Source organism: Streptomyces sp. NPDC004134, assembly GCF_042874195.1.
In the GTDB taxonomy this organism is placed as follows: domain Bacteria; phylum Actinomycetota; class Actinomycetes; order Streptomycetales; family Streptomycetaceae; genus Streptomyces.
This window is the reverse complement of the sequence record NZ_JBIAMS010000009.1, coordinates 97,213-120,966: the sequence shown is the minus strand read 5'-3', so window position 1 is coordinate 120,966 and position 23,754 is coordinate 97,213. Positions and strand designations below refer to the sequence as shown.

General features: G+C 70.8%; 16 protein-coding genes and 1 pseudogene. 11 read left to right on the top strand and 6 right to left on the bottom strand.

What is annotated here, in order from left to right; translation table 11 throughout:
* Window positions 1-60 precede the first annotated feature (60 nt).
* The gene (locus ACFYVJ_RS14510; protein ID WP_388890677.1) at window positions 61-993 is read left to right on the top strand and encodes an NADP-dependent oxidoreductase; all 933 of its coding nucleotides are present in this window, start codon (window positions 61-63) and stop codon (window positions 991-993) included.
* Window positions 994-1,030: 37 nt separating this feature from the next.
* On the opposite strand, the gene ACFYVJ_RS14505 is transcribed toward ACFYVJ_RS14510, so the two are convergent.
* The 3 genes and pseudogenes from ACFYVJ_RS14505 to ACFYVJ_RS14495 form a co-directional block, all read right to left on the bottom strand.
* Window positions 1,031-3,376: an alpha-glucuronidase family glycosyl hydrolase gene (locus tag ACFYVJ_RS14505; RefSeq protein ID WP_388890675.1), complete on the bottom strand. Its 2,346-nt coding sequence runs from the start codon at window positions 3,374-3,376 to the stop codon at window positions 1,031-1,033.
* 119 nt (window positions 3,377-3,495) lie between these two features.
* Window positions 3,496-3,780 (bottom strand): annotated as a pseudogene (locus tag ACFYVJ_RS14500) (xylosidase); the annotation flags it as partial.
* A 126-nt stretch (window positions 3,781-3,906) separates the two neighbouring features.
* Window positions 3,907-4,875, bottom strand: a complete 969-nt coding sequence (locus ACFYVJ_RS14495; protein ID WP_388890673.1) for a glycoside hydrolase family 6 protein — start codon at window positions 4,873-4,875, stop codon at window positions 3,907-3,909.
* 320 nt (window positions 4,876-5,195) lie between these two features.
* Between ACFYVJ_RS14495 and ACFYVJ_RS14490 the strand changes: the two genes are divergently transcribed.
* From ACFYVJ_RS14490 to ACFYVJ_RS14465, 6 genes are all read left to right on the top strand, one after another.
* Entirely contained in the window at window positions 5,196-6,206 is a 1,011-nt protein-coding gene (locus ACFYVJ_RS14490) for a LacI family DNA-binding transcriptional regulator (protein WP_388890670.1), read from the top strand.
* Window positions 6,207-6,563: 357 nt separating this feature from the next.
* Complete coding sequence (locus tag ACFYVJ_RS14485) at window positions 6,564-7,715, top strand: mandelate racemase/muconate lactonizing enzyme family protein (RefSeq protein ID WP_388890668.1); 1,152 nt, start codon at window positions 6,564-6,566, stop codon at window positions 7,713-7,715.
* 229 nt (window positions 7,716-7,944) lie between these two features.
* Window positions 7,945-9,108: an aldose epimerase family protein gene (locus tag ACFYVJ_RS14480; RefSeq protein WP_388890666.1), complete on the top strand. Its 1,164-nt coding sequence runs from the start codon at window positions 7,945-7,947 to the stop codon at window positions 9,106-9,108.
* 580 nt (window positions 9,109-9,688) lie between these two features.
* Window positions 9,689-11,113, top strand: coding sequence for an endo-1,4-beta-xylanase (locus ACFYVJ_RS14475; RefSeq protein WP_388890663.1), 1,425 nt, complete (start codon window positions 9,689-9,691; stop codon window positions 11,111-11,113).
* A gap of 101 nt (window positions 11,114-11,214) precedes the next feature.
* Window positions 11,215-12,519: an RICIN domain-containing protein gene (locus ACFYVJ_RS14470; protein ID WP_388890883.1), complete on the top strand. Its 1,305-nt coding sequence runs from the start codon at window positions 11,215-11,217 to the stop codon at window positions 12,517-12,519.
* A gap of 189 nt (window positions 12,520-12,708) precedes the next feature.
* Window positions 12,709-14,007, top strand: coding sequence for a sensor histidine kinase (locus ACFYVJ_RS14465; protein ID WP_388890660.1), 1,299 nt, complete (start codon window positions 12,709-12,711; stop codon window positions 14,005-14,007).
* A gap of 40 nt (window positions 14,008-14,047) precedes the next feature.
* Here ACFYVJ_RS14465 and ACFYVJ_RS14460 read toward each other — a convergent pair whose 3' ends face one another.
* Window positions 14,048-14,722 (bottom strand): response regulator, encoded by a 675-nt coding sequence (locus ACFYVJ_RS14460; protein ID WP_388890657.1) that lies wholly within the window; start codon window positions 14,720-14,722, stop codon window positions 14,048-14,050.
* A 376-nt stretch (window positions 14,723-15,098) separates the two neighbouring features.
* Between ACFYVJ_RS14460 and ACFYVJ_RS14455 the strand changes: the two genes are divergently transcribed.
* The 3 genes from ACFYVJ_RS14455 (at window position 15,099) to ACFYVJ_RS14445 (ending at window position 18,485) form a co-directional block, all read left to right on the top strand.
* Window positions 15,099-17,324: an MMPL family transporter gene (locus ACFYVJ_RS14455; RefSeq protein WP_388890654.1), complete on the top strand. Its 2,226-nt coding sequence runs from the start codon at window positions 15,099-15,101 to the stop codon at window positions 17,322-17,324.
* A 189-nt stretch (window positions 17,325-17,513) separates the two neighbouring features.
* Window positions 17,514-17,708: a hypothetical protein gene (locus ACFYVJ_RS14450; RefSeq protein WP_388890651.1), complete on the top strand. Its 195-nt coding sequence runs from the start codon at window positions 17,514-17,516 to the stop codon at window positions 17,706-17,708.
* Between the two features lie 480 nt (window positions 17,709-18,188).
* The gene (locus tag ACFYVJ_RS14445) at window positions 18,189-18,485 is read left to right on the top strand and encodes a hypothetical protein (protein ID WP_388890648.1); all 297 of its coding nucleotides are present in this window, start codon (window positions 18,189-18,191) and stop codon (window positions 18,483-18,485) included.
* On the opposite strand, the gene ACFYVJ_RS14440 is transcribed toward ACFYVJ_RS14445, so the two are convergent.
* Window positions 18,472-19,554, bottom strand: coding sequence for a hypothetical protein (locus ACFYVJ_RS14440; RefSeq protein WP_388890646.1), 1,083 nt, complete (start codon window positions 19,552-19,554; stop codon window positions 18,472-18,474). The two genes, ACFYVJ_RS14445 and ACFYVJ_RS14440, sit on opposite strands and share 14 nt — an antisense overlap.
* A gap of 537 nt (window positions 19,555-20,091) precedes the next feature.
* Complete coding sequence (locus ACFYVJ_RS14435; RefSeq protein WP_388890644.1) at window positions 20,092-21,936, bottom strand: glycoside hydrolase family 15 protein; 1,845 nt, start codon at window positions 21,934-21,936, stop codon at window positions 20,092-20,094.
* Window positions 21,937-22,492: 556 nt separating this feature from the next.
* On the opposite strand from ACFYVJ_RS14435, the gene ACFYVJ_RS14430 reads away from it, so the two are divergent.
* A complete protein-coding gene (locus ACFYVJ_RS14430; protein ID WP_388890642.1) occupies window positions 22,493-23,575 on the top strand; it encodes an FUSC family protein in 1,083 nt (360 codons plus the stop codon).
* Window positions 23,576-23,754: the final 179 nt, after the last annotated feature.

Here is a 23,754-nt window from a genome sequence, read left to right as displayed (position 1 = left end):
TCTGTGTTTACAGATACATCGAGCCGGCGGAGATCCCGCCCCCGAGGAGAGGCCGGAGCCATGAGCTACACCGGACGTATCGCCGTCGCACGGTCCTTCGGTCCGCCGGAGGTCATCACCATCGAGGAGCACGACTACCCGGAGCCCGGGCCCGGCCAGGTGCTCGTGGCGGTCCGGACAGGCGGGCTGAACCCGGTCGACGCCCAGCGCCGGGCCGGCGTCTACGGGGGCCCCACCCCGTTGCTGCTCGGTGTGGAGTTCGCCGGGGTCGTCCTCGCCTCGGCGAGCCAGGACTACCGGCGCGGTGACGAGGTCATCGGCTGGCTGGTCTCCGGCGCGGACGCCGACCTGGTGCTCACCGACCCCGCGCGGCTCCGGCTCAAGCCCGCTGACATCGGCTGGGACCTCGCCGGCGGCCTGAGCGGCGTGGGCCAGACCGCGCTCACCGCCCTGAACGCGCTGGACCTTCCGGCCGGCGACACCGTGGTGGTCCACGGCGCCGCCGGCGGTGTGGGCACCGTGCTCGTGCAGCTCGCGGTCGCCCGCGGGCTGCACGTGATCGGCACGGCGAGTGCCGCCAACCAGGAGTACGTGCGCGGGTTGGGCGCCGTCCCGGTGGTCTACGGGCAGGCCCTGGACCGTGCGCTGGCCGCGGCGGCCGGCGAGCGCACGGTGACCGCGTCCATCGACCTCGCCGGTTCCCCTGAGGCCGGCCGGTACGCGGCCGCCGTGCGGAGCGCGGGCGGGCAGGCGATCACGCTGGTGCCGTCGACCGTCCCGTACGGCATCCCGCTCGTGCAGGCCCGTTACCTCACGGAGCAGATGGACGAACTGCTGGCGCGCGTCGCGGACGGCTCGCTGGTGCTCCCGGTGGAGGCCATCCCGTTCCCGCGGATCTCCGACGCCCACCGCCGCTTCGACGCGAAGCGCGCCCGCGGCAAGACCGTGCTGGACCTCGCGGACAACCCGCACCTGGCCCGGGCCCGTGCCTGATCCCACCGTTCGTCCCGTACACGCGGCCGGGCGCGGTTCAGCCCGGTACGCGGACGTCCCTGCCGCTGAACCGCTGCCAGTAACCCACGCAGGTGTCCCGCCAGTCGGCCGCGTCCGTCTCGTGGAGCGCCAGCTTGGCCCTGACCTCGGCGAACCGGCGCGCGTCGATCCAGGGTTCCAGGGAATCCCAGGTCCGGCGCATGCCGCTGACGTACCGGACGCCCGAGTAGTAGTGGTGGACGAGTTCGTCCCAGAAGATCCTGCCGCTGCTCATGGGGCGGTCCCAGGGCACGTGGTGGAACCACATCATGAGGTTCTCGGGGACGGTGCCGATGTCTCCGTAGGCCGCTTGAAGGGTGGGGGAGTACTGGGCGGTGAAGTCGCTTCCGGAGGGGGAGCGGTCGTAGCCGAGGCCGACGCTGTCCGCCTTGTTGTAATAGACGGGGTTCCAGTCCTCGCGCGGGAGATGTGCTTCCGAGGGGCCGGGGCCGTAGTGCACGTCGGCGGTGAATTGGTGTGCGATCCCGAGGGGGGTCTGGTAGCTCACCAGCGCTTCCCAGGAGCCCATCATCATGGAGACGATCGCGTCGACGACGTTCCGGCTGTTGCTCCAGGTCATCCGCACCCAGTCGACGGCGATGTCCGCGGAGTCCGCGGTCCAGTCCCAGGACTGGCGGCCGAAGGCGTACAGGTTCGCCTGGGAGAAGTGGTGTCCGGTCAGGTTGTCGGCGTTGCCCAGGTTGGCCACGCCGACGACGGCGGTGTCCGAGTGCCCCTGGGCCGTTCCGTCCACGACGTGGCCGACCAGGCGCCTGTCGAGGGGCCGGCCCCGCGCGTCCGTGGCGTGGGTGTCGGTCTTGAGGATCTCCTCCCACATGGGAGCCAGGAAGCAGAGCATCCGGTTCTGGCCGGTGTACTCCTGGGTGATCTGGAGCTCCAGGGCCTGGTTGGTGTTCTCCATCCGGCCGAACATCGGGTGGACGGGCTCCCTGGCCTGGAAGTCCAGGGGGCCGTTCTTGGTCTGGAGGAACACGTTGTCCAGGAATCGGCCGGTGGTTCCGTCGGGCTGGGCCTCGTCGTCGATGTGACCGAACTCCAGGTAGGCGCGCTTCAGCCGGTCGCTGTCGACGTCGGGGTTGTAGACGAAGGTCCGCCAGTAGATCTTCAGGCCGAGAGGTGCCACGGCGGTCGCCATGCCGTTGGCGCCGTCTCCGTGGTCGTAGCCGAAGTCCTGGGGGCCCGGCTGGCCCTCGGAGTTGGCCTTCACGGTGAACCCGAGGAAGTCGGGTATGGATTCCTGGATCCGCCGGGCCCTGCGGGTCCACCAGGCCCGGAAGCCGGGGTCCGTGGGCGCCATCTGCTCCTCGGTGAGCGTGTCCGGTGCGAAGCGGCCGTCCATGGGAGCCGCGTAGCGGATGGAGAGGGCGAGCCTGATTCCGTACGGCCGCAGCGCGTCGGCGAGCGCGGCCTCCTGGGCGATGTACGCGGGGGTGAGGTAGGAGTTGTCGGCGTTGACGTTGTTGATGGTGATCCCGTTGATCCCGACGGAAGCCATCGCCCGCGCCGCCACGAGGTAGCGGTCGAGGACGGCCGGCAGGTTCAGCGGGGCGCTGGCGCCGGTCGCGGCGAAGTTGAAGATCGCGCCGTTCTCGCCGTGCAGCCCGCCCGTTCCCTGCTCGTCGTTGCCGGCGTAGAGGCGCTCGGTGTCCCAGTAGTTCAGATGGCGGTTGGCGATCTTCGGGGTGTCGGTGAGCGCCAGTCCCGTGATCGGCTTGTGCGTCTGCACACGCCGCAGGAAGGCGAACGCGCCGTACAGTGCGCCCACTTCGGTCGTGGCCCCGATGAGGGTGAACGCCCGGCGCCCCTGGGAGACCGACTTGATGACGAAGCCGTCCCGGCCCACGCCCTCCAGTTCGCCGGCCGGCAGGAACCGGCGCACGGCTGGTGAACTCTCCGGGGTCCCCACGACGACGGCGCCGTCGGGCGGGACGGCCCCCGGCCGCGGCAGTGCCCGTACCGGCCGGTCCAGCAGCCCGCTCAGGCCCCGGACCAGCTCCTCCCTCGCCGCTTCCAGGGTGGATGCCATCAGCCGCTCGGTCGATCCCGGAGCCATGCTCAGGTCCGGTGTGTGGCGGTACGAAGCGTTCCGGTCGGCGTTCTCCACGACGACGGCGGTCACCTGCCGCCGGTACTGCCTGAGCAGGTGCGGATCGCGGACGGGCACGTAGCGGAGCCACATATCGGAGCCGTCGTCATCGTCGCCCCGCGGCCCGGCTGGACCGATGAGGGCGCCCTTCCGGTCCAGTGCCCCCGCGGCCGTGGCCGCGTTCGGTCCCAGGGCCGCGCCCGCCGCGACCGCGCCCATGAACGATCGTCGATTCATTGACATGAACCCGTCTTACCAAATCGTTCCCGGCTTGTCAGTCCAGAGAACTCCGATCACATCCGTGAACCCCCCTTGTGGCGTGCCTCCGTTGCCTTCGTTGCCTCCGTGCCCCGGGGTCACGGGGTTGCCAACTCGAATCGCGCCACCCGCACGCTCCCTCCGAGCGCTTTGGTGGCGTGGTTGAAGACGGCGTAGCGGTAGCCCATGAAGAACTGCCAGGCGTTGTCGAGCGTGAAGGCCGGCCCGAGCGGGCTGAAGCCGCTGCCGTCCGTGCTGTACGAGAACTGGGCCTGCCGCCCGCTCCCCGGCCGGATGTCGGCGCGGGCGCGCAGCCAGATCCGGCTACCCGAGAAGCCCGCGCCCGCCCGCTCGGTGCCCCTGCCCGTGGTGTTCGCCGTGCCCGTCCCGCGGGATCCCGCTGGCCGCGGGACAGGCGATGGGTTGCGGCTGTCCGGTGTTCGGCGGGTGGCGTCGGCCCGGGCGGGCGGACCCGTGCACAGCCCGGGAGTCCCGCCCGGCGCCGGGTGTCAGTAGCCGAAGATCATCTTGTAGGCGACCTCGGGCAGGAACTGCCCGGCGGTGGAGCCGGATCCGACACCGCAGTTGCCGTCGGACTCCCCGGGTGTCTTGATCCACAGGAGCATCTCGGCGCCGCCTCCCTGCTGGGTGGGGGTGCCGATCCTGCGTCCGCCGGGGTTGCACCACTCGCCGTTCGAGCCGTTGCCGTTTCGGCTGGTGTCCACGACGAACGGCTTGCTGTAGCCGTGCCGCTGGCTCAGTGCCTGGTTGACGCCGCCGGCGTAGGACACGTTCTCCGAGGTGGGGTAGTAGTTCGAGACGTTGAGGGAGAAGCCCCTGGCGAGGCTGACTCCGGAGGCGTGCAGACGCTCGGCCATGGTGGCGGCGTCGACCCAGCGGGGGTTGCCCGCGTCGAGATAGACCCAGGCGTTCGGTGCGGCGGACCGGAACCGCGAGAGGGCGTTGGTGAGCATGGTCTGCCGCTCGATGATCTGCGCCTGGGACATGCAGTTGTAGTCGCCGAGGGCGTCGGGTTCCAGGACGACGACGGCGGGGCGGCTGCCGATTGCGCGGGCGAAGGAATCGATCCACCTGGCGTACTCGGACGGGGACGCGGCGCCACCGCCGGAGTGCCCGCCGCACGCGTCACGGCCGTACATGTTGTACGCGACGAGGAGCGGCAGCTTGTCGGCCGCCTGGGCGGCCCCGGTGTAGGAGCCGACCGCGGAGCCGATGTCGCCGCTCCAGGAACCGAACCAGCGGGCCATGGGGGTGCCGGCGATGGAGTTGCGGATCGCGGCGGCCCGGCCGTCTCCGGGGTTGGCGGCCGACCAGGCCGCGGGGCTGGAGTTCGGGTCGACGTAGAAGCCGCTGGTCATGGCGAGCGGGGTGGGCGCCGCCTGCGCGGATGGTGACGACGCCAGGAAAAGCGGCAGCGCGAGGAGTGCTGCCACCGCCCCGCGTATGAGTTTGCGCATGGGTGAACCTCATTCATGAAGGGGAACGCCGCGAGGCTTTCGTCCGGGGCCCGCGGCATGACGGTGCGGCGATGTCGGGCTGCCGCACTCCGAGCACGAGTGGCGCACGGGAGCGGCGGTCTTGGGAGCGCTCCCATTTTGTGGCAGAGATTCGCAGGTGCTTCCGGTCAGAGTGTGGGCGCTGATGGGAACCTGTCAAGGGTTGGCGCGCCGCCACTCTTCACCAGAGGGCGGGGAGTCGTTAAGGTCCCAGGACTGGAAGCGCTCCCGGCCTGTGGGGGACATCCTGACGACCACGGCTCGGAGAGGGCCCGGGATCCATGACAGACGTGCCGCGCCGGCAGCCCACGCTCGACGAGGTGGCCGCGCGCGCCGGCGTCTCCCGCTCGGCGGCCTCCCGGGTGCTCAACAACGCGCCCCATGTCAGCCCCGCGAAGCGGGCGGCGGTCCTACGGGCCATCAGGGAACTCGACTACGTGCCGAACACGACGGCGCGGGCGCTGGCCACCCGCCAGAGAGGCGCGGTCGCGCTCGTCATCTCGGGCGAGGCGCCGTCGATCTTCGCGGACCCGTTCTTCGCCAGGGTGATCGTCGGCGCCTCCGCCGCCCTGGAGGAGGCGGACCTGCACCTGATGCTGTGCCTCGCGGCAAGTGATCGCAGCCGGCGGCGACTGGCCGAACTCCTGCGCGCCCGGGGCGTCGACGGCGCCATGCTCATGGCCGTCCGGGAGAACGACCCGGTGCTCGACATCGCCCGTGAGGCAGAGGTCCCCGTTGTCTTCGGGGGACGTCCGGCGGGTTTCGAGGCGCCGTGGTACGCGGACGTCGACAACGCCGGTGGCGCCCGCCAGGCGACAGAGCACCTGCTCGCCCGCGGGCGGAGGCGCGTGGGCATGATCTGCGGACTGCCGGACACCGAGGCGAGCCGTGCGCGCCATCGCGGCTACCGGGAGGCCCTGATCCTCGCCGGCCTGCGGCCTTTCCCCCCGGAACACGGGGACTTCACCGAACCCAGCGGCGCGGCCGCCATGGCGGCGCTCCTGAAGCGGCAGCCGGATGTGGACGGAGTGTTCGCCGCCAACGACAACATGGCGGCCGGCGCCCTGCGTACTCTGCGCCGCGCGGGGCGAGCGGTGCCCCGTGACGTCGCGGTCGTGGGCTTCGACGACCTCGGCATCGCGCAGATCGCCGAACCGCCGCTGAGCACGGTGCACCAGCCGATCCAGGCACTCGGCAACGAGATGGCGCGCATTCTGGTCGCGCGTATCGCCGGCGAGGAGCCCAGCTTCCTGATCCTCCCCACCCGCCTTGTCGCACGCTCCAGCACCTGAAACGCGGCCGCACCGACGCGGCCCGATTCCGCGCGCTGGGCCTCCGAGGGCTTCCGGATCGGTCCCAGCGGACCGTACGGCTCGCGCGGTTGGCGGACTCGGCCTTCGTGCCGCCGCTCCGGACGGCCGGCCCGGCACCGTACGACCGGATCGCCGGCCCGTGCACCGCGGCAGGGTGCGCACCGCAGGAGGTTCGGCACGCGGTGGAGTGGCAGACCGTGTGGTCCGCCCGCGCTTTCGGCCGGTCTGCGAGTTCGCCGTGCGCCGACCGTTGACAGCCGACGCGCACCTCCTTACTGTCTCGCCCGTATTTCGAACATGTGCCGAAATTTCGAACGGACGAAGGAGTCATCAGCCGTGCGCATCACGGGAATCAGCACGCATGTCGTCGGTACCCCCTGGCGGAACCTGACCTACGTCCAGGTGCACACCGACGCCGGCCTGACCGGGGTCGGCGAGACCCGGATGCTGGGCCGCACCGACGCCCTGGTCGGCTATCTCCGCGAAGCGGAGGTGAACCACGTCGCGGGCTCCGACCCGTTCGCGATCGAGGATCTCGTCCGCCGGATGAAGTACGGCGACTTCGGCCGGGCCGGCGAGATCGTGATGTCGGGGATCGCGTGCGTGGAGACGGCCTGCTGGGACATCAAGGGCAAGGCGCTTGGCGTGCCGGTGTGGCAGTTGCTCGGCGGGGCGGTGACCGACCGGGTCAAGGCGTACGCCAACGGCTGGTACACCACCGAGCGCACGCCCGAGGCGTACCACGAGGCCGCCCGGCGGGTGGTCGAGCGCGGCTACCGGGCGCTGAAGATCGACCCGTTCGGCGCGGGCCGCTTCGAGCTGGACCACGCCGAGTCCCGCTACGCGGTCTCCCTGATCGAGGCCGTGCGCGACGCCGTCGGCGACGAGACGGAGCTGATGCTGGAGATGCACGGCCGCTTCTCCCCGGCCACGGCGGTGCGGCTGGCGCGGGAGCTGGCGCCGTTCCGGCCGGCGTGGCTGGAGGAGCCGGTGCCGCCGGAGAACCTCAAGGCGCTGTCGAAGGTGGCCGGGCGGGTGGACATACCGGTGGCGACCGGGGAGCGGATCCACGACCGGATCGAGTTCCGGGAACTCTTCGAGAGCCAGGCCGCGGACATCGTGCAGCCGGACGTGGGGCACGTCGGCGGCATCCTGGAGACGCGCAAACTCGCCGCCACCGCCGAGACCCACTACGTCCTGCTCGCGCCGCACAACGTCGGGGGCCCGGTGCTGACCGCGGCCTCCCTCCAAGTCGGTTTCTCCACCCCGAACTTCAAGGTCCTGGAGCACTTCAACGACTTCGCCGACGCGGAGATCAAGAAAGTGGTCAAGGGCGCGCCCGAGGTGGTCGACGGCTACTTCACGCGCTCCGAGGCGCCGGGCCTGGGAGTAGAGCTGGACACCGACGCGGCGGCGGAGTTCCCCCAGCAGCGGGCGCACTTCGACCTGTGGGCGGAGGGCTGGGAGAAGAGGAACCCCGAGGGCTGAGTCCCAGCGCGCCGTCGCCGCTGCCGGGTCCTGGCGGGGCCGGGAGTGAAGGACAGGCAAGTCGCCTTCCCCGTCCTCGTCACCACGGGCGTGCTCGACGCGCGCCCGAACGCGGGGCCGGTGCTGCCGGCGCCGGTGGGCCGCGGCATCCGGAACGAGCGCGCAGCGGGGCGCGGGCCCCGACACGTACGACCCGATCCCGAACGTTCACCGACGAGGAGTTGACCGCATGACCCCGACCACGAGCAGACGCTCCATGCTGGCGGCCACGGCCGGCGGCCTGGCCGCCGCCGGGCTCGCCGCCCCGGCGGCCGCGCACACCCCGGGCCGGCCGGCCCGGCCCTTCCGCGAGCCGTTCGGCCGGCTGGCCGACGGCACCCGGGTGGACCGCTGGACGTTCGCCAACGGCGGCACCCGGATACGGGTGCTGTCCTACGGCGGCATCGTGCAGTCCCTGGAACTGCCCGACCGCCGCGGCGGGTACGCGAACGTGTCGCTCGGCTTCGGCGACCTCGACGACTACGTCGCCCTCAGCCCGTACTTCGGCGCGCTCATCGGCCGCTACGGCAACCGCATCGACGGCGGCCGCTTCACCCTCGACGGCCGGACGTACCAGTTACCGCTCAACGACGGGGACCACAGTCTGCACGGCGGCCACAAGGGCTTCGACAAACGGGTGTGGGACGTCGAGCCGTTCACCTCCGCGGCGGGCGTGGGCCTGACCCTGCGCTACGTCAGCGGCGACGGCGAGATGGGCTACCCCGGCGCGCTGGCCACCCGGGTCGACTACACCCTCACCGCAGAGGGCGACTGGCGGATCGACTACGCCGCCACCACCTCCGCGCCGACGGTCGTGAACCTCACCAGCCACGTGTACTTCAACCTCGCGGGCGAGGGCAGCGGCGACGTCTACGGCCACGAAATGAGGATCGCCGCAGCCCACTACACCCCCGTCGACCAGGGCCTCATCCCCACCGGCGAGCCGGCCCCGGTCGCGCACACCCCCTTCGACTTCCGCCGGCCGAAGGAGGTCGGCGCGGACCTGCGCGACGACCACGAGCAACTGCTGTACGGGAAGGGCATCGACCACAACTTCGTCCTGGACAAGGGCATCACCCGCGCCCCGGAGCAGGCCGTCACGGTCCGGGAGCCGTCCTCGGGCCGCACGATGACCATCAGGACCACCGAACCCGGCCTGCAGTTCTACAGCGGCAACTTCCTCGACGGGTCCTTCGCGGGCACCTCGGGCCGGGTCTACCGTCAGGGCGACGGCTTCTGCCTGGAGACCCAGCACTTCCCCGACTCGCCGAACCAGCCCTCGTTCCCCAGCACGGTCCTCCGCCCCGGCGACACCTACCGCTCCACCACGGTCCACTCCTTCGCGACGGACTGACCGGCCCCGGCCCCGCCCCGCGGCACTTCACGTCCCGCGGGGCGGGGCTTCGAAATTTTCGAATCAGGAGCGGAAACTTTTTCTGCCGGAAGTGTTGACGATGCGCCGTCGTCCCTCAATCATCCTCGTCTGAGGGGCTGACCATAGTTCGAGATGTCGAACGAGGCGGAGCTGAGCAACCTGCGCTGAACGGCAGATCTCCGCGTACCGCTGCACGACAGATCCGCGCACCAAAGCATCTGCGCCACCCCGTTTCGTACCGGTGAGGCCCGCCCAGTGCGTCCTGGCTCTCCGAGCAGTCGGAGAGGTACGCGACGCCGCGTGCCGGTCTCCCGGCTGAGCCGCTTCGGAGCACCCCCATGCCTCTGTCGAAACACCGCCGCCACCCGCCGCACGTCCCTTGCCGGCCGGGCGGATGCCGTCCCCGCCGGCGGCGAGGGTCACGGTCACCTGACGGCGGTGTCCGGTGATTCCGTGCCGTCCGATCGCGGCCGGCCCCGTCCGTCTGCCGAGTGGGCGACGACGGCGCATTCCCCCTTCGCTTCAGTCCTTCCGTGATCTCTACCTTGGAGGAACAGCCATGGGCTCGTACGCCCTACCCGGACTCGTCATCCGCCGAAAGGTCCGCGGCCTGCTGCTGGCGCTGATCGCCTGCGTCCTCGGTGCGGTCGCCACGCTGGCCGCGCCCCCGCCCGCCCACGCCGCCGAGAGCACGCTCGGCGCCGCGGCGGCACAGAGCGGCCGTTACTTCGGCACCGCCATCGCCTCGGGCAGGCTGGGCGACTCGGCGTACACGTCGATCGCCAACCGCGAGTTCAACTCGGTGACGGCCGAGAACGAGATGAAGATCGACGCCACCGAGCCGCAGCGGGGCCAGTTCAACTTCTCCGCCGGTGACCGCGTCTACAACTGGGCGGTGCAGAACGGAAAGGAGGTGCGCGGCCACACCCTGGCGTGGCACGCCCAGCAGCCCGGCTGGATGCAGAGCCTCAGCGGCAGCACGCTGCGCCAGGCGATGACCGACCACATCAACGGCGTGATGGGCCACTACAAGGGCAAGATCACTCAGTGGGACGTCGTGAACGAGGCGTTCGCAGACGGCAACTCGGGAGCGCGGCGCGACTCCAACCTGCAGCGCACCGGCAACGACTGGATCGAGGTCGCCTTCCGCACCGCGCGCGCCGCCGACCCCGCCGCCAAGCTCTGCTACAACGACTACAACATCGAGAACTGGACCTGGGCCAAGACCCAGGCCGTGTACTCGATGGTCCGGGACTTCAAGCAGCGCGGCGTACCGATCGACTGCGTCGGCTTCCAGTCGCACTTCAACAGCGGCAGCCCCTACAACAGCAACTTCCGCACCACCCTGCAGAGCTTCGCCGCCCTCGGCGTCGACGTGGCCATCACCGAACTCGACATCCAGGGCGCCTCGCCCACGACGTACGCCAACGTGACCAACGACTGCCTGGCCGTCCCGCGCTGCCTCGGCATCACCGTCTGGGGTGTGCGCGACACCGACTCCTGGCGGGCGCAGGACACGCCGCTGCTCTTCAACGGCGACGGCAGCAAGAAGCCCGCCTACACGGCCGTCCTCAACGCCCTCAACGGCGGCTCCACCACACCGCCCGGGGACTCCGGACAGATCAAGGGCGTCGCTTCGGGCCGCTGCCTGGACGTGCCGAACGCCAGTACCACCGACGGCATCCAGCTCCAGCTATGGGACTGCCACGGCGGCACCAACCAGCAGTGGGCCCCCACCGACGCCGGCGAGCTGAGGGTCTACGGCAACAAGTGCCTGGACGCCGCCGGCACCGGCAACGGCACCAAAGTCCAGATCTATAGCTGCTGGGGCGGCGACAACCAGAAATGGCGCCTCAACTCCGACGGATCCATCGTCGGCGTCCAGTCCGGCCTCTGCCTCGACGCCTCCGGAACCGCCAACGGCTCCCCGATCCAGCTCTACTCCTGCTCGAACGGCAGCAACCAGCGATGGACCCGCACCTGAGGGGACCTGCTCGAAGGAAGGGTGAACCGATGAAGACCTACGGTGCGGCGGCTTCCTCCGCCCCCTTACGCAGACACCGCTGGTGGTCCCGGATCGCCGCCCTGGTGGCGGCGGCCCTCGCGATCGGCACGCTCGCCGTGGCGAATCCGGCGCCCGCCGAGGCGGCGACGGTGGACACCGGTGCCTGGTACGCCCTGGTCAATCGCCACAGCGGCAAGGCGCTGGACGTCTCCGGCGTGTCCACCGCCGACGGCGCGCGGGTCAGCCAGTGGACGCGCCACGACGGAGCCAACCAGCAGTGGCAGTTCGTGGACTCCGGCGGCGGCTTCTACCGGCTCAAGGCCCGGCATTCGGGCAAGGTCCTCGACGTGTCCGGCACCTCCACCGCCGACGGTGCCGCGATCCAGCAGTGGGCCGACCACAACGGAGCCAATCAGCAGTTCCGCCTGGCGGACTCCGACGCGGGCCATGTCCGGCTGATCAACCGCAACAGCGGCAAGGCGGTGGAGGTGCAGGGCAGTTCCACCGCCGACGGAGCCAACGTCGTCCAGTACGCCGACTGGGGCGGCGCCAACCAGCAATGGCAGATGATCAAGCTGTCGTCCGGTGGCGGCGACGGTGGATGCGGCAGCACCCCGACCCTGACCAGCGGTACGCACACGATACAAAGCGGCGGCAAGAGCCGCAGCTTCATCCTCAGGGTCCCCGCCGGCTACGACAACAGCCATCCCTACCGGCTGATCTTCGCGTTCCACTGGCGGGGCGGAACCGCCGGCGACGTCGCCTCGGGCGGAACGAGCGGGACCGCCTGGTCCTACTACGGCCAGCAGGAACAGTCGGACGACAGCGCGATCCTCGTCGCCCCCCAGGGCCTCGGAAACGGCTGGGCCAACTCGGGCGGTGAGGACGTCGCTTTCGTCGACGACATGATCCGGCGAATCGAGGGCGACCTCTGCGTCGACACGGCGCAGCGCTTCGCCACCGGGTTCAGTTGGGGCGGCGGGATGAGCTATGCACTCGCGTGCAGCCGGGCGAACGTCTTCAGGGCCGTCGCGGTCATCTCCGGCGCCCAGATCAGCGGGTGCAGCGGCGGCACCCAGCCGATCGCCTACTTCGGAATCCACGGCATCGGCGACTCCGTCCTCAACATCTCGCAAGGACGGTCCCTGCGCGACACCTTCGTCGGCACCAACGGCTGCACCTCCCAGAGCCCGCGCGAGCCCGCACCGGGCAGCCGAACGCACATCACCACCACCTACGCGGGCTGCCGAGCCGGGTACCCCGTCCAATGGGCCGCGTTCGATGGCGGCCACATACCCGGTCCGGTCGACGGCTCCACCAACGAAAGCGGCGTCACCACCTGGACCAAGGCAGAGATCTGGAGGTTCTTCGCACAGTTCCAGTGACACCCCCGTCACGGAGTGGAGCCAGCACCGTACTGGCTCCACTCCGCACCTGCGAGCACGTCCCCCGCGTCGAGGGGGACGGGTGCGACCAGAGGTGTACTGCCCGCCCCGCGTACAGCCCGCGATGCATGCGGTGAACACGACCGTGACCTGACGAACCGGCACTCTCCCTATGCGTAGCCTGAGGGCGTGTCCGGCAACGCTCAAGCACGGCAGGTTCAGCGATTTCTGACGAGGCGACCGCACCCCCTGGTCCTCCTCGACTTCGCGCTCGCCGCCCTGCTGTGCGTCGCTCTGCTCTGGGCCGACGCCCGGACCGGCGCCCCCCATGGCGCCGGCGGCGAGTCCGCGCTGCGGACCGTCGGCGTCGTGTTCGCCGCTCTCCCCATCGCCGCCCGCCGGCTCTTTCCGCGCCTGTCGTTCGCCGTGGCGTCGCTCAGTGCCTTCATGGTCGCCGCGCTCGGCGGCGCGCCGCAGGTGTCGGTCTGCGTCGCCGTCACCGGCTACACCGTCGCGAAAACGGCGGAGTACGTGTGGTGGTGGGTCCCCCCGGGTGCCGCCGGCCTGCTGATGGCCGCCGGGGTCGGCATCGGGCGGGTCTCCCCGAGCTGGCAGGCCGTGCTCATCGCCAACGTCGCGATCGTCTGCGTCGGCTGGTTCGCCGGCCTTGCCGCCCGGGAGCGCCGGAACAGGATCACCGCCGCTGCCGAGCAAGAGGCCGAGCGCGAACGTCAGCACGCCGCCCGCATCCGCCGGGCCGCCATCGACGAACGCCTGGTCATCGCCCGCGAACTGCACGACATCGTCGCGCACTCGATGAGCCTCATCGCGGTCCGCGCCGGTGTCGCGCGCATGGTCATGAACAGTGATCCGGCCCAGGTGGCGGAGACCCTCGGCATCGTCGAGACCACCACCCGCCAGGCCCTCCACGAGATGCGGCTGCTCGTCGAGGTACTGCGCCACGAGGACGCCGTCGACCCCGCGCTCACTCCCACCCCCGGACTGGCCGACACGCCCGCGCTGGCCGAGCAGATCCGCAGTGCCGGCGTCGACCTGCGCCTCGATGTCCGCGGTACGGCCCGCCCGCTCCCCGCCGCAGTGGACCTGTCGGCGTATCGCATCGTTCAGGAGGCCCTCACCAACGTCGTACGCCATGCCGGGCGGACCCGGGCCACCCTCCGCATCGAATACCGCGCCGAGGATGTGGTCGTCGACGTCACCGACAGCGGCCCCTCCGAGCCGCACCGCCGGAAGGAGCCCGCACTCCGCTCCGCCGCCGGGTCCGCCACCGCGGCTGGTCACGGGCTGATCGGCATGCGTGAGCGAGCAGCCCTGTTCGACGGCTGTCTGCGCGCCGGCCCGCACGGCGACGGTTTCCGGGTCCAGGCGCTGCTGCGAACGGGCGAGTCCGGCCCCGTGACCGGCACCGGGACGCCACCTGAGTCCGCGCCGCCCGCGCCCTCGCAAACGCATCCTGACCTGAACTGACGTTACCGAAGCCCGCCGCGGCCCGGCGCCGGGCCGCGCTTCACCGTCGCCGGGCCTGCTCGACGAGGCCGGTCTCGTAGGCCATGACGACGAGCTGGGCGCGGTCGTGCGCTTGCAGCTTGCTGAACAGGCGGCTGACGTGGGTCTTGACGGTGGCCACGCTGATATGGAGCTGTGCGCTGATGTCGGCGTTCGAGTGTCCCGCGGCCACGTGGACGAGGACCTCTCGCTCGCGCTCCGTGAGCGGATCGAGAAGGGTGGGCGAGACGCCGGAGTCGAGGGCCGGGCGGCTGACGAAGTCACGAATGAGACGCCGGGTCACGCTCGGCGCGAGGAGAGCCTCGCCGGCGGCGACGGTGCGGATTCCCGCGAGGAGCTGCTCGGGCGGGGTGTCTTTGAGGAGGAAGCCGCTGGCGCCGGCCTTGAGGGCGGCGAACACGTACTCGTCGAGGTCGAAGGTGGTGAGGATGACGATCCGGATGGCCTCGGTGGCCGGGTCGCCGAGTAGCTGCCTGGTGGCCTCGATGCCGTCCATGTCGGGCATCCGGACGTCCATCAGGATGATGTCGGGCAGGTGCCGGCGGCCGGCCGCCACGGTGTCGCGGCCGGTGCTGGTCTCGGCGACGACCTCCATCCCCTCCGCGGCGTTGACGAGCACGCTGAAGCCGGCCCGTACGAGGATGTGGTCGTCGGCCACGACCACCCGAATCGTCATCGCCGGCCTCCGGATGCGGACGTCGGTAGGGGCACCGCAGGCAGCCACCGTACAAGGCCGCGCGCCCGGCCGGGCCCGCCGACCCGTACGGCAGCCGCACGGCGGTGAGCGGCTGTCGGCTCAGGGTCGCACCCGCGCGTACATCCAGGACTGTATGGCGGCGGCCGGTACCCCCCTGGCCGGACGCCGGCACCAGACCCCGGCCTGACGACGCCGGGGCGTCCGCGGAGGCAGGCTTCGAGCTGCAGAAAAGTCCGCGGGTCACGGATGAGCGGACCGTGCAGCGTGCAGCGCGGTGAGGCGCTGAGCCCGACCTTCGTCACGAAAGCAGAGTTGTGCTCCATTTCGACACCCATCAGACCCCGGGCGGAAGCCGATGAGCGGGATCGCGCGGTGGTGCTTCCGGCACCGGTTCATCGTCATCGGCGGCTGGTTGCTGCTCCTGGCGATCCTGGCAGGAGGCGTGCAGGCCGCGGGCGGCTCCTCCTTCACGGAGAAGTACACCCTTCCCGGCACCGAATCGACGAAGGCCCTGGAACTGCTGGAGTCGCAGTCCAAGCGCACCTCCGGCGACACGAGCACCATCGTGCTGCATGCGACCGGCGGCAAGCTGACCGACCCGGCCGTCAAGGCCGACGTGAACAGGATGCTGGCCGAGGTGGCCGACGTGCCCGAGGTCGGCGCGGTGGCCGGCCCTTTCGATCCGAGGGGGGCGGCGCAGATCAGCCGTGACGGCGAGACCGCCTACGCCACGGTCACCTTCACCGAGCAGAGCCAGAGCCTGGACACCGGGAACATCCAGCAGGTCATGGACCTGGGCTCGGAGCTGCGCAGCGACGCGCTGCAGGTGGAGTTCGGCGGGAAGGCGGTCGGGGAGCTGGACAAGCCCTCGACGTCGAGCAGCGAACTGATCGGCATCCTGGCCGCGGCGATCGTCATGCTGTTGGCGTTCGGGTCCCTGCTGGCGACGGCCATCCCCCTCATCGCCGCCGTCCTCGCGCTGGGCAGCGCGATCTTCGCGATCGACCTCCTCACCCAGGTGATGAGCGTCCCCGGCACCGCCCCGATCATCGCCGCGTTCATCGGTCTCGGCGTCGGCATCGACTACGCGCTGTTCATCGTCGCCCGCTACCGCAACGGCATCCGGGCCGGGCTCAGCCCGCAGGAAGCGACCGTGGCGGCCATGAACACCTCCGGCCGGGCGGTCGTCTTCGCCGGCGGTACGGTCGCGGTCGCGATGCTCGGCCTGCTCATCCTCGGGTTCGGCATCCTGTCCGGGATCGGGCTGTCGGCGGGGATCATGGTGGCGTTCGCCATCGCGGTCACCGTGACCCTGCTGCCGGCCCTCTTCGGGGTGTTCGGAATGCGGGTGCTCAGCCGCCGCCAGCGCGCCCGGCTCGAGCGTGAGGGGCCGAGCGAGGCCCAGGTCTCCAGCGGGTGGGCCCGGTGGGCCGGATTCGTGCAGAAGCGGCCGGTGCCGCTGACGATCATGGCGACCGTGGTCATGGTGGTGCTGGTGATCCCGTTCTTCTCGCTGCGGCTCGGGTCCTCCGACGCCGGCAACAACCCGTCCGACACCACCACGCGTCAGGCATACGACCTGCTCGCCGACGGCTTCGGCCCCGGACACAACGGCCCGCTGCAACTCGTCGCGAAGGTACCGTCCCCGCAGGCGGCGACCGACTTCACCCGGCTGGGACAGGAGATCGAGACCGTTCCGGGTGTGTCGTCGGTACGGACCTCTCCGGCCACACCCGCCGCGACGGTGCGGACCATGCAGGTCATCCCCACGGAATCCCCGCAGTCGAAACAGACGTCGGACCTCATCGACACGCTGCGCGACCGCGTGATCCCCGCGCACGAGAAGGACGGGCTCACCGTCTACGTCGGCGGGCAGACCGCCGTGCACAAGGACTTCGCGTCCGAACTGAGCGGCAGGATGCCGCTCTTCGTCACCATCGTCGTCGTCCTGGGATGCCTGCTGCTGATGCTCGCCTTCCGCAGCGTCGTCATCCCGCTCACCGCGGCGGTGATGAACCTGCTCTCGGCCGGCGCCGGGTTCGGCATCGTGGTCGCGGTCTTCCAGTGGGGCTGGGGCTCGTCCGCCCTGGGCGCGGGCCCGGCCGGGCCGGTGGAGTCGTTCCTGCCGCCGATGATGCTGGCCGTCCTGTTCGGGCTGTCGATGGACTACGAGGTGTTCCTGGTCAGCCGCATCCACGAGGAATGGCTGCACACCGGCGACAACAACCTCGCCGTCCGGCGCGGCCAGGCCGCCACCGGGCAGATCATCACGGCTGTCGCGATCATCATGATCTGCGTGTTCACGGCCTTCGTGTTCGTCGGCATGCGCATCATCGCCGAGTTCGGGCTCGGCGTGGCCGTGGCCATCCTGCTCGATGCCCTGGTGGTGCGCACGATCCTCGTACCGGCGGCCATGCAGTTGTTCGGGAAGTGGAACTGGTATCTGCCCAAGTCGATCGACCGAATCCTGCCGTACGTCTCCGTCGAGGGCCCCGCCGGTGCGCCGGCGGGCGGCCGGGCCCACGCGGCGGCCCCGGCCGGTGACAGGACGCCGGTCCTCACCGACAAGCGTGGTGCCTGACACCGATGCCCGACGAAGGGCGGCCGAAGCCGTCCCGGCCATCGGGGACGGGTGCGGGTCGCGGAGACACCTTCCGGCGGGTCCCGGTACGACACACATCGAAAGCCGTACGACTTCGGATACGCCGCCGGGGTGCGCAGGCGGCGGGTGGCCCGGGCGGCGAAGAGGGAACTGAGGGGTGATGAGGGCGTGGCGATCTCACTGTCCGTGGTGCTGATGACGGGGATCATCCTGATCGTGCTGATGCGCAGCGGCTCGGTCAAGACGGGGCCCGCGATCGTCGCGGTGCTCTTCGGTTTCCTGCTGGCGTCCACGGGCTCGGGACCGGAGTTACAGAACTTCCTCGACGAGATGGCCGAGAGCATCAGCACGCTCGGCACCTGACGGCCGAACCAAGCCGTTCGAACTCGAGGATCCGATCGCCCGTACCCGCGCTGCGCAGCGCCGCACCTGCACCGGACGCTGCGTTCCTCCGCACCTTCGCCGACCTGACGATCGACGCGCACATCCATGAGGCGCGGTACCGGCGGTGTGACGGCCCCCGGCGGACACCCGGCAGCGGGTGATCGATGGGGTGGGTCGTCGTCGGGGGTGTTCTCAGATCGGGTCTTCGCGGGGGGTGTTGAGTGGGGGAGGATCCGGGTGCGGCCGACGTGGTCGGTCGTTGGACCGGGGCCGGGGGGCGACTGGAGGGCCGCGGTGGGTTGCTGCTTGCGGGCGAGCCTGTCCTGCAGTGTCGCGTGCCGGAACTGGTAGTGCGGCTCCTCGGCGCGGAGCACGCGGCGCCCTTCGTACGCGTCGTGGAGGAACCTCATGCCGAGCAGGGGGAACGTGCCGCGCAGCCGCAGTTGGAGGAAGAGCAGCGTGGTCCGCCAGTGGTCGGAGATGGTCACGTTGGCGGCGGCGCTGAACGGCACGAAGCTGCCGAGCGCGACGAAGGGAATGGTCGACGCGCTGACGTCCTTGGTGCGGAAGTTGCCCGCGCCGAAGGCGACCGCCAGCCCCAGGCCGAAGACCGACCCGCTCGCGAACGCGTACCGGCGCTCCCGCACCCATGACGTGTGGGGGTCGGTGACCGCCTTCTTGACGGAAGAGGGGCGGGCGGCCCCGATCATGATGACGACGACGATCGAGAAACCGAACCCGCTCAGTGCGCCGTAGCCGGGGTCCAGATCGCCGGGGTTCTCCAGCCAGGCGTTCGTGCCGACGCAGATCCCGCCGACAGCGCCCGCGGCCAGCACCGGCCAGCGGTACACGCCTTTCCACCGGGCCCAGAACGTCCACCCCGGCGCGGCCTCGACCCGCCCGGCGGCGAGGGCGGCCGCGGTTCCGTGAGCAGGCCGGATCCGACGGCCCCCGCCGCCCCGAACCGGTTGTTCCCGACCGTCGTCCCGATCACGATGGCGACCAGCGCCCCCGCGCCCCAGTTGGCCCGCCACCGTGATCCCGCCGTAGCGGAGCGGCGGCGCAGGCGCCGGCGGGGCACGGGGTCGCGCAGCTCGGAGACGAGGCCCGCCGTGAGACCGACCGACGTGCCCACCACGAGCCCGAGCACCGCCCCGAACCCCACGCCCGTCCGGCCGTCGAAGGCGATGTAGTGGCCGGGGCCGAAGGCCAGCAGGCCGCCGGGCACCGAGACGAGCAGGCCCAGCAGGCCCGCTGCGGCGATGCGCGGCCACGGGGACACCCGGTCCCAGACGTGGTGGAGGCGCCTCCAGTCGAAGCTGTACGTTCCGCTGCCCGCCATCGCGCGGGCGGGGTTGGTCAGCCACCGTTCGGCGTCGGGCGGTGGGTACGCGGCCGTCTCGTCCTCCTGGTAGCGGATCGTCACCAGGCGGTCGAGCAGGTACGCCTCGACGTCGCGCGGGGAGGAGAAGTGCCGGGCGAGCATGTCGTCGAGGCCGGCGAGGTGCCGCGGCGGGAAGGCGTCGCGCACCATCGTCAGGGTCAGTGGCTTGGTGAGCGCCGCCGAGACGGTGCTGTCAGGTTCGTTCGTCAGATGGGCGATCAGCCGTTCCGGCGGCTGATCCAGGCCGCGCAGGAAGTCGACCGCGTCGGGCGCCGCCACCGGCACCAGTTCGAGGGCGACGGCCTGGCTCAGGAGCCCGTCGGCGACCGCGTCCGCGAACTGGCCGGGGCGGGAGAAGACCAGGACGGGGTAGCGGGCGCGGTTGAGCTGTCTGATGGCCTCTCTGCGCAGTCCTTCGTCCATCTCGTCGAAGCCGTCCACGAACAGCGCGATCCAGCCCCCGTCGACCAGCTTGCCGGCATCCTCGCGCCCGACGGCGTAGTCGGCGGCGATCCCTGCGGGCCAGCCAGTGGTTCAACGGCTCGCCGCTCTGCCAGCCGACGATGCTCAGCAGCACCGGCACGGGGCAGCGGGAGCGCGTTTCTTCGGGCAGCGTGTCCCGTTCGTCCAGGGCGCGGATCACGGTGAGGAGCGCCGCGTCGGACTTGCCGCTGCCCGGGCCGCCGAGGACGACGACCCGGCCGGAGGCCACCCCGACATAGGCGTCGAACAAGTCGTGGATGCTGCCTTCGCTCGCGGTGCCCTGGGCCGCGGCGGTGCGGGGAACGGGCCAGAGGCGTACCTGCGAGTGGCCGTGGCCCTCCGGCGTGCCGGCTGCGTGCCGGCTGGCGACGGGCCGCTGCGACCGCCGCCACCGCACCGCGATCGGCCGGTCCAGCGACCGGTTCCGCCCGGCCTCCTCCCAGGTGTCGCGGACACCCTGCGCCAGCTTCGGACGGCGCGAGGTGCCGGACGGGGCTAGCCCAGGGTGCGGTCGAGGTTGAAGGCGGCGCTGATCAGGGCGAGGTGGGTGAACGCCTGGGGGAAGTTGCCGAGTTGCTCCCCGGTGTGGCCGATCTCCTCGGCGTAGAGACCGAGGTGGTTGGCGTACGTCAGCATCTTCTCGAACGCGAGCCGGCCCTCTTCCACGCGGCCCGCCCGGGTCAGGGCCTCGACGTACCAGAACGAGCAGATCGAGAACGTGCCTTCCTCGCCCGGCAGCCCGTCCGCGCTGATCATCGGGTCGTAGCGGTAGACCAGCGAGTCGGACACCAGGTCCTCGGTCAGGGCGTCGAGGGTGGAGAGCCACTTCGGGTCGGTGGGGGAGACGAACTTCGCGAGCGGCATCATCAGCAGGGATGCGTCGAGGAGGTGGCTGTCCTCGTACTGGACGAAGGCGTTCCGCTCGGTGGACCAGCCGTGGTGCATGATCCGGCGGTAGATCGCGTCCCGGGAGCGTCCCCACCGCACCAGGTCTGCGGGCAGTCCGCGGTGCTGGGCCATGCGCATGGCCCGTTCGATCGCCACCCAGCACATCAGCCGTGAGTAGAGGAAGTTCCTCGGTCCGCCGCGGCTCTCCCAGATCCCCTGGTCGGGCTGGTCCCAGTTGTCGCACACCCAGTCGGTCAGCGCGCTGATCCCGTCCCAGTAGGCGCTGGAGACGGGCTGCCCCCACTTGTCGTAGAGGTAGAGGGAGTCGACGAGCGCCCCGTAGATGTCGAGTTGGAGCTGGTCGACGGCGCCGTTGCCGACGCGTACGGGGGCCGAGCCCCGGTAGCCCTCCAGGTGCGGAAGCTCGCGTTCGGACAGGGCATGGCGCCCGTCGATGCCGTACATGATCTGCAGGGGTCCCGGCCCCTGGGCCGATTCGAGGCGGACGTGCTCGGAGAGGAAGCCCATGAACGCCTTGGCCTCGTCGGTGAAGCCGAGCCTGAGCAGTGCGTACACGCAGAACGCCGCGTCACGGATCCACACGTACCGGTAGTCCCAGTTGCGCTCTCCGCCGATGTGCTCGGGCAGGCTGGTGGTCGGCGCGGCGATGATGGCGCCGGTCGGGGCGTAGGTCAGCAGCTTCAGGGTGAGGGCGGAGCGGTGCACCACCTCCCGCCAGCGGCCCCGGTAGCGGGACTGGGACAGCCACCGCCGCCAGTAGCGCACGGTGGCGTTGAACTGCTCCTCGGCCTCGGTCACAGGGCAGTGGCGGGGCAGGACGTCGCCGCCGACCTGGTCGAGCGCGAAGACGGCTGACTCGCCTTCGTGCAGCTTGAACACCGACCACGCATCCGGGCCGGAGACTTCGAGCGGGACACTCGACGTCAGCGCCAGGGTCAGTGAGGGCGATTCGAAGACCACCTGACGGCGCTGCGCGTGCACCGTGTGCGGCTCCGTCCCGTACGCGAAGCGGGGTGCCACCCGGGCACGAAAAGGCAGCGACCCGCGGACGCACACCACGCGGCGGATGAGCCGATGCCGGTCGGCCTCGCGCGAGTCGTCGACGATGGGCATGAAATCCTGGATCTCGCCGACACCGTCGTCCGCCGAGAAGCGGGTGATCAGCACATTCGTATCGGGGAAGTAGAACTGCTTCCTCCGGGTCGGGACATCCGCCGCGAGTTCGAAGGACCCGCCGCGCTCGGCGTCGAGAAGCGAGGCGAATACACTCGGCGCGTCGAAGCGCGGACAGCAGTACCAGTCGATCGTGCCGTTCGTGCCCACCAGCGCGGCGCTGCGCAGATCACCGATCAGACCATGCTCGGCGACGGGCAGATAGCGGGACCCGTCGGCGCCGGAATCTCCCCAGGGTGCTCCGGCTTGACTCGTCATTTTCGGACCTCCCAGCGCCTGTCACCCGGGGACCCTTGGCGTGAGTCGCCGAAGAAGGGCGAGATTCCTCGACCGGCGGAAGAACCGGATATGGCCGCAGCGCTTCGCGGTATCCACACACCGTCGTCTACACCACGCTAATACGGCGTGCAGCCGGCAGCAACAGGAGGTTCACCCGTCCCGGATCGAGCATCGAAAGCGGCGGTCCCGGGCAGTCGGCGAGCGGGGCTGCGTGGTGGACGGAGCCGCGCTGTGGCCGCGGCCCCGGTGCCGGAGCCGCCGCGCCGAGCACCGGATGCAAGCCGCGACCCTGTGCTTCCGTGACAGCCCGTGGCCGGTGCGCCCGCTGCGCCCGCGCATCCGCCGTACGACTGGTAGACGTGCCCTATGTGGCCCTGGCCTGCGCGTCTCTTCGCCGCGGTCACGGCAGGGCCGGAGAATGCGGGACCGCAGCGGCATTTCCGGAGACCAGACGAGCGAGGCGGTCATGGCGGGTTCCAGTACTCCGAAAGCGGCCACGGTCCTCCGGGGGGAGGCCGCGAGAGAGCTGTCGAAGGTGTTCAGGCTCGACGCCGCGGGGCTCAACTGGCCACGGGCGATCGTGTTCCTGGACGCCGCGCTGGTGCCGATGCTGGTCCTCTGGGCGATCGGCCACGAGCAGTACCTGCTCAGCGCGCTGTTCGGGCTGCTGTTCGCCGCGCTGGACGACCCCGGCGGCAGCTACCGGCACCGCGCCGTGCATGTCTCCGCTTTCTCGCTGGTCGGCGCGGGGGTGACCGCGTTGGGCTTCGGCATCGGCGGAGACGCCTGGGGCTGGCTGGTGCTCGCGGCCTTCGGGGTCACACTCGTGGCCGGCCTGGCGGTCGCGTTCGAGGTACGCAGCCTCGCCACCGCCCTGCTTCTCAACATCTGGTTCATCGTCGCCCTCGCGCTCGCGTTCCAGCTCCACCACCACCACGCTCGCCTCACCAACCACATCTGGGCCCAGGTGCTCGCCTGGGCGGGAGGAGCGGCGCTTTGGATGGCGGTGACGTTCGTCGAGTGGCTGGTCCGCGGCCGCGGGGACCGGCCCCAGCCGGTCCCGGAGCTGCCGGGTGACACCTCGCAGCAGCGCCCGACCTGGCCGGTGATCACGTTTGCGGCGATCCGCGCGGCGGCCGTGGCCGGGGCCTGCGCGCTCGCCTTCGGGCCGGACCTCTCGTACGGCTACTGGATCCCGGTCGCGACTGTCATCGCGATGAAGCCGAGTCTGGAGCAGCCCACGCTCGTCGCCGCGCAGCGCCTCGTCGGCGCTCTGGTCGGCGCCGCCGCGGCTTCGCTGCTGATCCTGCTGCCCGCCGGTGAGACCGGGACCAAGCTGTTCGCGGTGACCCGCGGGCTCGAAGTGGTCGCGATCGTCCTGCTGATGCACGCCGTGGCGGTCCGGCTCTGGAACTACGCGCTCTACTGCGGGGCCGTCGCCGCGGGAGTGCTCATCCTGGTCAGCCTTCCGCAGCGTGCCAACTACCATGTCGAGGGCTACCGGGTGCTGTGGACGGTATGCGGTGTGGCGATCGGCCTGGGCCTCATGCTGCTGGCGAGCAGGTTCGCCGGCGAGGAAGGCGAAGAAAAAGACACAGACGAAGACGAAGAAACCTGACCCCGCCCGCCGCGGCGGCGGGAAACTCGCACCAGCCGCCGACACGTCCGCGAGCGAGGCCCTCCGGGAACCAGCCGTGCACGCGGCCGCCGGCCCCGGTCCATCCCCACGGGATCGGAGACGCCAGCCCAGAGGCGCAGACATCCGATCTCACCCCGTCGCCGGGGTATTCCGTTCCC